Origin of the sequence: Herbidospora galbida (assembly GCF_005233835.1) — a bacterium.
Taxonomy (GTDB): Bacteria; Actinomycetota; Actinomycetes; order Streptosporangiales; family Streptosporangiaceae; genus Herbidospora; species Herbidospora galbida.
In genome coordinates this window covers 203461-217248 of the sequence record NZ_SZQA01000004.1, presented here as the reverse complement: position 1 = coordinate 217248, position 13788 = coordinate 203461, and the positions used below count along the sequence as shown (strand labels likewise).

Annotated in this window: 7 protein-coding genes; 5 read left to right on the top strand and 2 right to left on the bottom strand. The window is 69.2% G+C overall.

Annotated features, from left to right (window positions below; translation table 11 throughout):
• Positions 1-4: 4 nt before the first annotated feature.
• From FDA94_RS07240 to FDA94_RS07230, 3 genes are read left to right on the top strand one after another with little or no spacing between them, the layout of a single operon-like run.
• Positions 5-2014 carry a flotillin family protein gene (locus tag FDA94_RS07240; protein ID WP_137246248.1) on the top strand — a complete coding sequence of 670 codons (2010 nt, stop codon included), beginning with the start codon at positions 5-7 and terminating at the stop codon, positions 2012-2014.
• Positions 2011-6675, top strand: coding sequence for a DNA repair ATPase (locus tag FDA94_RS07235; protein WP_137246246.1), 4665 nt, complete (start codon positions 2011-2013; stop codon positions 6673-6675). The genes FDA94_RS07240 and FDA94_RS07235 overlap by 4 nt, the downstream gene beginning before the upstream one ends.
• The gene (locus FDA94_RS07230) at positions 6672-7322 is read left to right on the top strand and encodes a hypothetical protein (RefSeq protein ID WP_137246244.1); all 651 of its coding nucleotides are present in this window, start codon (positions 6672-6674) and stop codon (positions 7320-7322) included. Before FDA94_RS07235 ends, FDA94_RS07230 begins: the two co-directional genes overlap by 4 nt.
• Before the next feature lie 54 nt (positions 7323-7376).
• Here the strand turns inward: FDA94_RS07230 and fxsT are convergent, their stop codons facing one another.
• Both fxsT and FDA94_RS07220 read right to left on the bottom strand, forming a co-directional pair.
• Positions 7377-10562 (bottom strand): FxSxx-COOH system tetratricopeptide repeat protein, encoded by a 3186-nt coding sequence (gene fxsT / locus FDA94_RS07225; protein ID WP_170990819.1) that lies wholly within the window; start codon positions 10560-10562, stop codon positions 7377-7379.
• 16 nt (positions 10563-10578) lie between these two features.
• Positions 10579-11031 carry a toll/interleukin-1 receptor domain-containing protein gene (locus FDA94_RS07220; RefSeq protein WP_137246241.1) on the bottom strand — a complete coding sequence of 151 codons (453 nt, stop codon included), beginning with the start codon at positions 11029-11031 and terminating at the stop codon, positions 10579-10581.
• Between the two features lie 116 nt (positions 11032-11147).
• Between FDA94_RS07220 and FDA94_RS07215 the strand changes: the two genes are divergently transcribed.
• Together FDA94_RS07215 and FDA94_RS07210 are read left to right on the top strand one after the other, a co-directional pair.
• The gene (locus tag FDA94_RS07215) at positions 11148-12806 is read left to right on the top strand and encodes an HAD-IIB family hydrolase (protein WP_137246240.1); all 1659 of its coding nucleotides are present in this window, start codon (positions 11148-11150) and stop codon (positions 12804-12806) included.
• A 20-nt stretch (positions 12807-12826) separates the two neighbouring features.
• Positions 12827-13786, top strand: coding sequence for an NAD(P)H-dependent flavin oxidoreductase (locus FDA94_RS07210; RefSeq protein WP_137246239.1), 960 nt, complete (start codon positions 12827-12829; stop codon positions 13784-13786).
• The last annotated feature ends 2 nt before the right edge of the window (positions 13787-13788 follow it).

Here is a 13788-nt window from a genome sequence, read left to right as displayed (position 1 = left end):
CTTCATGGACGTCATCTCGGCGGGAGCCGGCATACTCATCGCGGTCGTCCTGATCGTGCTCGTCGCGCTGGTGATCGTGGTCAGCCGGCTGTTCCGCAAGGTCGAGCAGGGCAAGGCCCTGATCGTGTCGAAGGTGCGCCGGGTCGACGTCACCTTCACCGGCGCCGTGGTCTTACCGGTGCTGCACAAGGCCGAGTTCATGGACATCTCGGTGAAGACCATCGAGATCGAGCGATCGGGCCACGAGGGCCTGATCTGCCGCGACAACATCCGCGCCGACATCAAGATCACGTTTTTCGTACGCGTGAACAAGACCGCCGAGGACGTGGTGAAGGTCGCCCAGGCCATCGGCACCGCCCGCGCCAGCGACGAGTCGACCCTCCAGGCCCTGTTCAACGCCAAGTTCTCCGAGGCGCTCAAGACCGTCGGCAAGCAGCTCGACTTCGTCGACCTCTACACCCAGCGCGACGAGTTCCGCGACCAGATCATCCGCGTCATCGGCACCGACCTCAACGGCTACTCGCTGGAGGACGCGGCCATCGACTACCTGGAGCAGACCCCGCTGTCCAAGCTCGACCCGGCCAACATCCTCGACGCCCAGGGCATCCGCAAGATCACCGAGCTGACCGCGATCGAGCACGTCCGGACCAACGAGTTCCAGCGCAACGAGGAGAAGGAGATCACCCGGCAGAACGTCGACGCCCGGGAGGCCATCCTCGAACTGGAGCGCCGCCAGGCCGACGCCGAGATCAAGCAGAAGCGCGAGGTCGAGACCATGCGGGCCCGCGAGGAGGCCGAGATCTCCCGGGTCCGCGCCGAGGAGCGCCTCAAGGCCCAGGCCGCGGCCATCAAGACCGACGAGCAGATCGGCGTCCAGAGCGAGAACAAGGCCCGCGAGGTCGCCGTCGCCGAGAAGAACCGCGAGCGCGTGATCGCCATCGAGAGCGAGCGCATCGAGAAGGACCGCCTGCTGGAGGTCATCGCCCGCGAGCGGGAGACCGAGCTGTCGCGCATCGCCAAGGAGAAGGAGCTCGAGGTCGAGAAGCGCTCGATCGCCGAGGTCATGCGCGAGCGCATCGCGGTCGAGAAGACGGTGGCCGAGCAGGAGGAGCAGATCAAGCGCCTGCGCGTCATCGAGGAGGCCGAGCGCACTCGCCAGTCGGTCATCATCGCCGCCGAGGCCGAGGCGCAGGAGAACCTGGTCAAGGACATCAAGGCCGCCGAGGCCGCCGAGGCCGCGTCGAAGTTCAAGGCGCGCGAGGCCCTGGTGCTGGCCGAGTCGCGCCAGCAGGCCGCCGAGCTCGACGCCCGCGCCAAGATCCGGCTCGCCGAGGGCGTGCAGGCCGAGGCCGCCGCGACGGGCCTGGCCGAGGTGCAGGTCAAGGAGCGCGCCGCCGCCGCGATCGAGAAGGTCGGCAAGGCCGAGGCGATCGTCGAGCGCGAGAAGGCGCTGGCGTCGGCCGAGGGCACCCGCGAGCGCCTGAAGGCCGAGGCCGACGGCGAGCAGGCCAAGGCCGTGGCCGCCGCGATGATGGTCGGGGAGAAGCTGAAGGCCGAGGCCGAGGGTCTCACCGAGAAGGCCGCGGCGCTGGCCGCGATGTCCGACGCGAGCCGCGTCCACGAGGAGTACCGCCTGCGGCTGGAGGCCGAGAAGGAGATCCGCCTGGCCGGGGTCGAGGTGCACCGCAGGGTCGCCGAGGCGCAGGCCGAGGTCCTGTCGGCCGGCCTGTCGAAGGCCAACATCGACATCGTCGGCGGCGACAGCGTCTTCTTCGACAAGCTCGTCGGCGCGGTGACCATGGGCAAGAGCATCGACGGCTTCGTCGACAACTCCGAGGTGGCCCGCACCCTCGCCGACCCCTACCTGAACGGCGACGCCAGCCTCAGCGCCGACCTCGCCAAGATCGTGTCCGGGGTCGACTCGGGCGCCGTGCGTGACATGACCGTGTCGGCGTTCCTCGCCACCCTGATGAAGAACGGCGGCAGCCCGGCGATCACCCCGGTCGAGAAGTGACGGGACTCGACGCCGGCACCTACGAGATCCTCCGCGCCCGGCTGGCCGAACAGGCCAAGGAACTGGCCGGCCGGGCCGAGGAGCTCAACACCCGGCGCCTCGCGGTGTTCGGCGGCTCGGAGATGCGGCTGGTGGGGACCGAGCGCATCCGTACCGAGAACAACTGCGTGCCCCGGGACGTGGTCTCCGCCGGCGACACCATGATCTTCGGCTACAACGTGTTCATCGGCCTGCGCCCGCAGACGAGCGTCTCCGACGTCTTCTCCTTCCACCACTTCTCGCGCGACGGCGACGCCTTCACCTTCTCGGGGTCCGAGAGCGTGCTCGGCGACCCGGCCTTCGAGAAGGACTTCGGCGAGCTCTACCGCTACTACAAGGACACCCGGCTGCTGCAACTGCGGAAGATCGAGGGCAAGCTCCTGGCGATCTTCCAGACCGGGCCGCAGGACATCCGGGTGCTGCGCTGGACGATGACGGCCGACGGCGCGCTGTCCTACCTCGACTCGCGGGGCGAGCGCGACCACGTCCTGCCGCCCTCGCACGACTTCGAGTGGGTCGAGACCACCCGCGACGACCACGTGCTCGGGCGGCATCCGCACATCTCCATCGCCGGTGAGCTGTTCGTCGAGACCGTCGGCGGCGACCTGACCATCAAGGTCGAGAACAACACCGAGTCGGGGGAGGGCGTCTACTCCGAACCGGTCACCGAGCGGCTGCAGAGCCTCGCCGACGCCGACGTCCTCCACGCGCGGGTCGGGCCGCTGATCCTGCTCAAGATCCGGCCCTACAAGGAGACCGACTGGCGCTATCTGGTCTTCAACACCCGTACCAAGAGCGTGACCAGGCTCGACGGCATCGGCCAGGCCTGCCAGCGGCTCCCGGAGGACCAGGGGATCATCTTCCCCGGCGGCTACTACCTGACGACCGGCGTGGCCAAGACGTTCGAGACCGACGTCGCCGCGCTGGAGTTCGAGCGGGTGATCCGGAGCGAGGAGGACGTGCTCTACGTCTTCCACGCGCGGGAGGAGGGGCGTTATCTCCTGCTGCCGTACAACGTGATCCGCAAGGAGGTGGCCAACCCGCTGCCCTGTCACGGCTACTCGCTGTTCGACGACGGCACGCTGGTGGTGTTCCGGGCGACCTCCGACGAGCCGTCGCGGGTCCACCCGATGCAGGTGTGGGACACCCCGTTCGCCGTCGAGTCGGCCACCCCGGTCGGCACCGGCCCGCTGGAGCGCATCGGCAACGGCGAGCTGGTCAGGGGCATCTCCGACTGCCTGTCGGTGGCGCGGATGGTGGGCGAGATGGCGCCCGCGCAGGCCGTCTTCGAGGCGCTGATCGCCTCCTGCGACCGCATCTCCGACGCCTACCACTGGCTCGGCGAGCACTCCCTGAGCGAGCCGCTGACCGCGCTGCGCGGGACGGCCGAGCAGGTCCTCGACGAGTTCGAGAACGTGCAGCGCCTGACCGAGGACGCCGCCCACGCGGTGGCCGGGGCGCGCGAGCAGATCGCGGCGATCCGCTCGACCGGCGTCGCCCGCCTGGCCGAACTGCGCCGGGCCCAGGGCCACCTGGTGACACTGCGGGAGCGCCGGTACGCCGACCTGACCGCCCTCGACGCGCTCATGGAGACCGTCGAGGGCCAGGTGACGGAGACCGCCGCCCAGGTGGTCGCCGACCTGCAGCGCGACGACGCGTTCGCGGGCTTCCACGGCACCGTCTCCGGCCTCGCGGAGGAGGCCGAGGCGATCACGACCGTGGCCGGCGCCGCGCCCGTCACCGAGCGGCTGGCGGCGCAGTCCGACGGCCTGGAGACCCTCGTCGAGGTGGTCGGGACGCTGGAGGTCGAGGCGACCGCCCGCACCGTCATCCTGGAGAAGGTCGGCGCGGTCCTCGCCGAAATCAACCGCGTGCGCGCCACCCTCGACGCACGGCGGCGGGAACTCCTCGCCGCCGAGGGCCGGGCGGAGTTCGCCGCCGAGTTCGGCCTCCTCGGCCAGGCCGTGACGGCCGGGCTGACCGGCGCCGACACCCCCGAGAGGTGCGACGAGCGCCTCGGACGGCTGCTGCTCCAGATCGAGGGCCTGGAGTCCCGCTTCGGCGAGTTCGACGACTTCCTGTCGCAGCTCGAACGCAAACGCGAAGAGGTCTACGAGGCGTTCTCGGCCCGCAAGCAGACCCTCCTCGACGACCGCGCGCGGCGGGCCGACCGGCTCTCCGAGTCGGCCGACCGCATCCTCGGGACCGTGCGCCGCCGCTCCTCGACGCTGGCGTCACTGGACGAGGTCAACGCCTACTTCGCCGCCGACCCGATGGTCGCCAAGCTCCGCGCGGTGGCGGCTGACCTGCGGGAACTCGGCGACTCGGTCAGAGCTGACGAGCTCGACGGCCGGGTGCGCGCCGCCCGCCAGGAGGCCGGCCGCGCCCTGAAGGACCGCACCGACCTGTTCGACGGCGACACGGTCAAACTGGGCCGCCACCGCTTCGCCGTCAACACCCAGCCGCTCGACCTGACCCTGGTGCCGCACGAGGGATCGCTGTCGTTCGCCATCACCGGAACCGACTACCGCGCCCCCGTGACCGGCTTCACCGACACCCGCCACTTCTGGGACCAGCTGCTCGTGTCGGAGACGGCGGAGGTCTACCGGGCCGAATACCTGGCCGCGTCGCTGTTCCCCGTCGAAGGGGACCCCGCGGAGGCGGTCCGGCGGGCGGCCGAGTCGCGCTACGACGAGGGCTACGAGCGGGGCGTCCACGACCACGACACCGTGAAGATCCTCGACGTCGTGACCCGCCTGCACGCCGCGGCGGGCCTCCTGCGCCACCTGCCCTCGGCGCGCGCGACGGCGCAGTTCTTCTGGGCGTACGGAAACCCGTCGCCGACCTGGGAGGTCAGGGCCCAGTCCCTCACCCGGGCCAGGGAGCTGTTCGGCGGCGGCGCGGAGGCGCTGCAGGCGCTGGCGGAGGAACTGGCCTCGGCGATCGAGGCCCACGGCTGTCTCGACGGCCCGGCCGCCCTGGCCGCCGACTACCTGATCGAGGAGCTCGCCGCCGCGCCGTCCGGCTTCGTCACCTCCACGGCGGCGCGGGCGTTCCTGGACGGCTTCCAGGAGGCCCTGGGAGCCGAACGCTTCGCGGCCTTCACCGCCGAACTGTCGACGCTGGACCTGCCCGCCCGCATCCAGCTCGCCCGCGCCTGGCTGGCCGCCTTCGGCAAGGGCGACGTCTCACCCGAGGTCGTCTCGCTCCTGCTGTGCGACCTGCCCCGCTACGACTCCGCCGCGACCCTCGACGGCGTCGTCGAAGGCCTGCTCGGCGCCCACCCGCGCATCCAGGGCCGCTCGATGGACCTGCGCCTCGACGAGTTCCTCGCCCGGACCCGGATCTTCCGGTCGGAGCGGGTCCCGGCGTACCGGGACTACCAGCGCCGCCGCGCCGAACTGGTGGCCGGCGAGAAGAAGCGCCTGCGTCTGGACGAATACCGCCCCAAGGTCATGGACTCCTTCGTCCGGAACGCGCTGATCGACCAGGTCTACCTGCCGCTGATCGGCGACAACCTGGCCAAGCAGCTCGACCACGGGACGGGCCTGCTGCTGCTGATCTCCCCGCCCGGTTATGGCAAGACGACCCTGATGGAGTACGTCGCCAGCCGCCTGGGCCTGGTGTTCGTCAAGGTCAACGGCCCTGCCCTCGGGCATGAGGTGACCTCGGTCGACCCCGCCGACGCGCCCGACGCGACGTCGCGGTCGGAGGTCGAGAAGATCTCGTTCGCGCTGGAGATGGGCAGCAACGTGCTGCTCTACCTGGACGACATCCAGCACACCTCGCCCGAGCTGCTGCAGAAGTTCATCTCGCTGTGCGACGCGCAGCGGCGGATGGAAGGCGTGTGGAACGGGACGGCCCGGACGTACGACCTGCGGGGGAAGCGGTTCGCGGTGTGCATGGCCGGCAACCCGTACACGGAGTCGGGGCAGGTGTTCCGGGTGCCCGACATGCTGGCCAACCGCGCCGACGTGTGGAACCTGGGTGAGGTGCTGAGCGGGAAGGACGACCTCTTCGCGCTGAGCTACATCGAGAACGCCCTGACGGCGAACTCCGTGCTGGCTCCCGTGTCCGACTACGGCGAGATCGAGAAGCTGGTGCGGCTGGCTCGCGGGGAGGGGAGCGCCGACCAGCTCTCGCATCCGTACGGCACCGTGGAGCTCGACCAGATCCTCAGCGTGCTGCGGAAGATGCTGCGGCTGCAGGAAGTGGTGCTGGCCAACAACCGGGCCTACATCGCCTCCGCCGCCCAGTCCGACGCCAGCCGGACCGAACCTCCGTTCCTGCTGCAGGGGTCGTACCGGAACATGAACAAGCTCGCGCAGCGCATCGTGCCGGTGCTGACGGACGCCGAGCTGGAGGGCATCATCGACGACCACTACCTGGGGGAGGCGCAGACTCTCACCTCGGGGGCGGAGGCGAACCTGCTCAAGCTGGCGGAGCTTCGCGGGGTGCTGACCGACGTCCAAAAAGTGAGGTGGGAGGAGGTCAAGGCCGCCTACCGACGGGCGAAGGCGATGGGCGGGCAAGAAGACGACCCGACGACCCGGACGGTCTCCGCCATCACCCACCTGGCCGACCGGCTCGGCGGCGCGATCACCTCCCTGAAGGACCGATGACCCCGCGCTCGGCCGAAGAGATCCGCGACTACCTCGCCGACCAGCTCAACGACGTGTTGCGCCGTCCCGGCCTGTACGGCAACGAGACCGCCCTTCGCGTCGTCTTCGACCATTACGCCTACGTCGACGGCAGAGAGGAGACGTGGAGAGCGGAGCAGGAGACGATGCGCTCGCGGGGGGCGTTGGCGCCGACCGGCGTGCAGGGAGCGATCAGGAACGTCTTGGGAACTCCTGACGGAGATGACCACGCGGTGGCCTCGGTCTACGCGGAGTTCGCGAGATCCCAGGGATGGTTGCGGACGGATCGGCTGCTGACCGCCGAAGAGTACGCGTCGATGCGTGACGACCTGGCGGTCGTATGCGGCAGCGACCGGACGTTCACCGAGGTGCGCGACAGGTTCGGCGCGCCTTCCGTGTTCATCGGCGGGAGCAATCCCTACTTCGGCAAGACCCTCGCCTACTCCTCCGGCAACGTCGCCGACCTCATGATTTTCTTCCACTTCTGGAACGGACGCGGTCCCGGAGGCGAACGGGCCATGTACAAGGAACCGGCCCTGCTGGCGGCCCGCTGCGGCACCGGCAGGTTCGGCGACACCTTCACCTTCACCCCGATCGGAGCAAGCCGGACGAGCCCGAAGCTCTCCTGACGGTACCGCCGCATCGGGGCGTTCCTTCTCCGGAAGTCATCCCCTGAACGCGCCCTACTTCCTTCCTTTCGGCTGACGACGCTTGCCCGCTTTTCCTCCGCCGAACAGGAGACCTTTGATGCGCTCCTTTATGGTCTTCTGCTCTCCGCTCAGATTGCCGGGCGGTTCCTTGGACAACCAGGACAGGTGCTGGACGATGATCGCCTTCTTCGCATTCGCCTCGTGAGGTGAGGAGAAGACGGAGGCCAGCTCCATCGCCATTCTCGACGTCAACGGGTTCTTCTTGCCATGGGCACGCACGCTGATGTCCAGGGCTTCTCGAAGCAACAGGCGGGCGTCAGCCGTCTCTTCCAGCGCATTGAGGGTGATGGCGAGGTGGGCGATCACGGTGAGGGTGTCGGGGTGTTCGTCGCCGAGGATGCGTTTGCGGGCGGTGAGGACGTGTTCTTGCATGGTGCGGGCTTGGCGGTACTCGCCCAACGCGTGGAGGGTGGCCGCGAGGTGGGCGTTGGCGGTGAGGGTGTCGGGGTGTTCGTCGCCGAGGATGCGTTTGCGGGCGGTGAGGACGTGTTCTTCCAGGGTGCGGGCTTGGCGGTACTCGCCCAACTCGCGGAGGGTGGCCGCGAGGTTGGCGTTGGCGGTAAGGGTGTCGGGGTGTTCGTCGCCGAGGATGCGTTTGCGGGCGGTGAGGACGTGTTCTTGCATGGTGCGGGCTTGGCGGTACTCGCCCAACCTGCGGAGCGTGTCGGCGAGGTTGGCGTTGGCAGTGAGGGTATGGGGGTGTTCGTCGCCGAGGATGCGCTGGCTTGCGGTGAAGACGTGTTCCTGTATGGTGCGCGCTTCGTGGGACTCGCCCAACATGTTGAGGGTGATGGCGAGGTGGGCGTTGGCGGTGAGGGTATGGGGGTGTTCGTCGCCGAGGATGCGTTTGCGGGCGGTGAGGACGTGTTCTTCCAGGGTGCGGGCCTGGCGGAATTCGCCCAACTCGCGGAGGGTGGAGGCCAGGTTGGCATTCGCGTCGAGCGTGTGCGGGTGTTCGTCGCCGAGGATGCGTTTGCGGGCCGCGAGGACGTGTTCTTGAATGGTGCGGGCCTGGCGGAATTCGCCCAACGCGCGGAGAGTCGCGGCGAGGTTGGCGTTCGCTTTGAGGGTGTCGGTGTGTTCCTCGCCGAGAAGCCGAAAGCGCATCTCCACAACACGTTCTTCCAGAGTGCGGGCTTCTCGGTATAATCCGGCCGCGCCAATCAGTGTCGCCTGATATGCAACGGCGGTGACGGATTCCAGGTCCTCTGCTCCGAGGATCGCGGTGAAGGCGTCGACGAGTTCGTTCTGCACTTCGGTGGCCTGCGCCCAGTGGCCCTGCCGAAAGAGCGCCTCGACGAAATCGCGGCCGGCGCGAAGGGTGTCCACATCATGCGCCCCGAGCTTCTGGATTCTGGCCCGGTAGACTTCTTCTTGTGCTTGCCGTGCCCCGGGAAAGTCCCCTCGGCTCAGCAGGATCAGACCTTGCGTGTTACGACAGCGAAGATAGTCGAGAGCGTCGGCGGAAAACCCGGCCGATTTCAAAGCAGTCTCGACGACCGAGGCCGCCCGCTCCAGTCGTCCGCGAGCGAGGAGATAGCGTGCGATCCGATCCAGCAGGTCACTGGTCTTCGTGACATCGGCTTCGATTCGCTGAGCGTGCTCGGCACTGGAAAGCGCGTGGGCGAGCATCGTCTCGCAGGCAGGCCAGGAACCAGGGGTCTCGACCTCGCTGGGGAACGTGTTGCTCGTCGCGTTGAGTGCGATTTCCGCCCAGCGTGTTTGATCGGCACCGAGTTCGGCTCGGGTGACGGCTTGCACTATTCGATGTATCGACATCAAACCGTCGCCGGTTTTGGCCAGGGAATATTCGCCGAGAGCCTTCGTCGCCGCGACTCGCTTGAACGGATCCTTCAGTACCTCAGCCAACTCGGCAGGCATGCCTGTTACCGGGACGAGTTGGTCGAGCGGAATCGCCTCTGCCCCGAGGAAGGCCGCAAGGCGGAAGAGGGCTACGGCGGCCGGTGAGCGATCTGCCAAGCGGTCGAAGGACACCCGCCACGTCGAGGCGATCGTCTCCTGGTGACTTCCCGCCGCGAAGAGGGCCGGCGACTCCTTGCGGAGGTGCTCGAGGTATTCGGCGGCCGACATCCCGTCGGCTATGACACTCGCCGCCTGGGCCAAGGCCAGCGGAAGACACCCCAGCGCTTCCGCCAGTTCTCTTGCGGTGTCCGCGTCGGACATCCGTCCCCACTGCCTCAGATACTCCACCGCAGCGGGAACGGTCAGCATGTCCAGGTGCCGCACCTGCACATGGGGCCATTCCGGCTTTCGGGACGTTATGAGCACGTGGCCGGTGAGCTTCTCGGGGAGGAGGGGGAGCAGTTCCTTCGGGTCTTCCGCGTTGTCGAAAAGGAGTAGCCAGTTCCTCCGCCGCCGCAGTGACTGACGCAGAGCCGCGATGGCCTGGTCGTCGGTGTCGAACGGCAGGCCCAGTTCCTTCGCCAGTTCGACGTAGTCGCCCCGCAGCGTGGCCGGGTCCTCGGCGCGGATCCACCAGATCAGGTCATAAGACCCGCCATGCCGGAACGCGTATTCGATGGCCACCTGGGTCTTCCCCAGTCCGCCCAACCCCGTGATCGCCTGTATGGCCGACGCCCTGAGGTCCCGATGGAGATCCGCCAGGAGTTCGTCGCGCCCGGTGAAACGCGGGTCGGAGCGATGCCCCCGGAGTTCCCACACCTCCTGCTCGGCACCGGGGAAACGCACCGGCTTCGCCGACTTGTTGGGAAAGCCGCCGCGTGCGACCCGTTCCGTCGAATTTCCCACACCGCTGAGAAGACGCCGCCGCGCCTCGTCCTCGTCGACGTCGCAGAGGTCGATCGGCTGCAGCGCGGCGACGGACCCCGCCACGTCACCGTCGCGCAGCCGGATGGGGATCAGGGCCCGTTCCTTGCCCGCCAGTCCTTGGTGTTGCGCCGCCGTGCGCACGACCGCTTCCGCGTCCTGCTCGGAGGACAGGAGGTGGAGGGTGTGGCGGCTGGTGGCCAGTGCCTTGTCGATCTCTTCCAGGCGGTTGTGCCCGGGCCGGATGTCCCACGCGGTCAGGATCACCCCGTAGCCGGCCTGTTCCAGTTCGCACGCGATCCATTCCGCCCAGGCCACGTCGTCGTCCGCGTGGTGGATGAAGAAGTCTCGGGTGTACTCCGGGTCCGGCAAGGAATCTCCTGGGCGGTCAGTGGTTCGGCGTGCCGGGGAATCTGGCGTCACGTCGTGCTCGGGGCACCGAGTCGGCCACGCCGGTCAGCAGCCGGCGGCGGGCTTCGTCCTCGTCCACGCCCACCAGATCGACGTAGACCAAGGGGCCGAGCAAGGGACTCGGATCGCACTCGGCCGCTCTGACCGGGATGAACGCGCGCGGCTGACCCAGCAACGTCTGACGGTAGGCCGCGGTCCATTCCGCCCGGGTGAAGAGGGAGGCCAGATAGTGGGAGGACAGCACGCCCAATGTCTGGCGGCACGCCGTCAGGGCCTCGTCCATGCCCGCCATGAAGTTGTCTCCCGGCCGGAAGTCCCAGGCCTGGATGACCGTCGTGTGACCGGCCGTCTCAAGGGTTTCGGCGATCCACGTCGCCCAGGCCTCGTCCCTGTGGTTGTACGTGATGAAGAAATCCTGCTGCTCCACCATCGGACCGTTCCTCCGCGACACTGAGATGATCCCCAGGCAACATACCGTGACGTACCACGCGGACGTAGCCGATTCGGGCGAGGCTTCAGCCTCTCCGGCCAGGGCAGCCGACGGTCATGCGCTTTCAAGCACTGGCCTGTGACTACGACGGCACCATCGCCACCGACGGTCGGGTCGACGACGCGACCGTCGACGCGCTCGACCGGCTGGCCCGCTCGGGCCGGCGACTGATCCTGGTCACCGGCCGGGAGCTGGACGACCTCATCGACCTCTTCCCCCGCCTCGACCTGTTCGACCGGGTCGTCGCCGAGAACGGGGCGCTGCTCTACCGGCCCGGTGAACAGGAGCGCGTGCCGCTCGCCGAGCCGCCGAAGGCCGAGTTCGTCGACATGCTGCGCGAGCGGGGTGTCGAACCGCTGAGCGTCGGGGCGGGGATGGTGGCGACCTGGCAGCCGCACGAGGGGACGGTGCTCGACGTCATCCGGGAGCTGGGACTGGAGTTGCAGGTCGTCTTCAACAAGGGCGCCGTGATGGTGCTCCCCGCCGGGGTCAACAAGGCCACGGGGCTCGACGTCGCGCTCGCGGAGCTGGGGCTGTCGGCGCACAGCGTCGTCGGGGTCGGCGACGCCGAGAACGACCACGCGTTCCTGGCCGCGTGCGAGTGCGCGGTCGCGGTGGCCGGGGCGGTGCCGTCGCTGCGGGAGTCGTGCGACCTGGTCACCGAGGACGTGGTCGAACTCGCCCGGTTGATCGTGGACGACGACCTCGCGGACGTCGCCCTCGACCGCCACGACATCCTCCTCGGCGACGAGGTGAAGATCCGGGCGTACGGCGAGCGCATCCTGATCGCCGGGCCGTCGCACAGCGGGAAGTCGACCGTCGCGGCGGCGCTCGTCGAGCGCATCCAGGAGGCGGGCTACCAGATCATCCTGATCGACCCCGAGGGCGACTACGCCGAAGGGCTCGGGGACGCCGTCGTCCTCGGCGACCCGGAACGGGCGCCGACCCACGCCGAGGTCCTGCGGGTGGTCGACGACTCGTCGCGGAGCGTGGTGGTCAACCTGCTCGGGGTGCCCATCGACGACCGGCCGGGCTACTTCGAACAGCTGCTCATGCGGATCGCCGCCGTCTGGGGGCGGGTCGGGCGGCCGCACTGGCTGGTGGTCGACGAGGCGCACCACATGGTGCCGGAGGGGTTCCACCTGCAGTCGTCGGCCACCTTGGACGACGCGGGCGCCGTCCTGGCCATCACCGTGCATCCCGGCTCGGTCAGCGCGCCGGTGCTGAGCGAGTTCACCGCAGTCATCGCCGTGGGCGACGAGCCCGCCGGGGTCCTGGACGCCTTCAACCAGGCTGAGCGGCCCGAGGTTCCGGACGAGCTGGAGACGGGCGAGCTGGTGCTCTGGCGGCCCGGCGACGACCCCGTCCAGGTCACGCTCACCCCGTCGACCGGCGAACGCCGCCGGCACATCCGCAAGTACGCCGCCGGGACCCTCGGCGACGACTCCAGCTTCTACTTCCGCGGGCCCGACGACCGGCTGAACCTCAAGGCCGACAACCTCAACCTGTTCCTGCGGCTGGGCGAGGGGGTCGACGAGGACACGTGGGAGTTCCACCGGGGCAACGGCGACTACTCGCGCTGGATGGCCGGGTGCGTCAAGGACGAGGAACTCGCCGCCGCCGTCGCCGAGGTCGAGCAGTCGGGCGGCGGCGTCGACGAGGGGCGGGCGCGGATCAGAGAACTGGTGGAGGAGCGCTACACGGCGCCCGAATGACGCCGGGCCATGATGATCACATGGCATTGACGACGAGTTTCACCAGGTTGGTCGGGGTGCGGCACCCGATCGTGTCCGCGCCGATGGCGTTCTCGGCCGGTGGGGAGCTGGCGGCGGCCGTGTCGCGCGGCGGCGGATTCGGGTTCGTCGGCGGCGGGTTCGGGGTCCGCGACTGGCTCGAACGGGAGCTGCCGATCGTCGCCCACAGCACCCGGGAACCCTGGGGCGTCGGGTTCGTCTGCTGGGCGGCCGAGGTCGCCGGGGTCGAGTACGCCCTGGAGTTCGGCCCGGCGGCGGTGCTGCTGTCGTTCGGTGACCCGACCCCGTTCCTGCAGCCGATCAGGCGGGCCGGGGTGCCGCTGATGATCCAGGTCACCGACCTGACCGAGGCCAGGCAGGCCCTGGACGCCGGAGCCGACGTCATCGTGGTCCAGGGCACCGAGAGCGGCGGGCACGGCGCGCGGAAGGGCCGGTCGACGCTGCCGTTCGTGCCGGCGGTGGTCGACATGGCGGGCGAGACGCCGGTGCTGGCCGCCGGGGGGATCGCCGACGGGCGGGGCGTCGCCGCCGCGCTGGTGCTCGGCGCGTCCGGGGCCCTGCTGGGCACCCGCTTCCAGGCCAGCGCGGAGGCGATCGTCGACCCGGCCGTGACCAGGGCCATCGTCGAGAGCCACGGCGGCCAGACCCAGCGCAGCAGCGTGCTCGACATCGTCAAGGGCGTCGACTGGCCCGAGAAGTACGACGGCCGGAGCCTCGCGCATCCGTACATCGACCGATGGCACGGCAGGGAGGCCGAGCTGACGGGAGAGACCAGGCAGGCGGCGAGCGACGAGATGGCCCGGGGCGCGGTCCCGCCGGCGGTCTGGGCGGGCGAGGCGGTCGGCCTCATCGGCGACCTGCCCTCGGCCGAGGACCTCGTCACCACCCTGGCCGCCGAGGCGGAACAGGCGCTCGACCGGGTCAGATCCGGATCAGCCTGAGG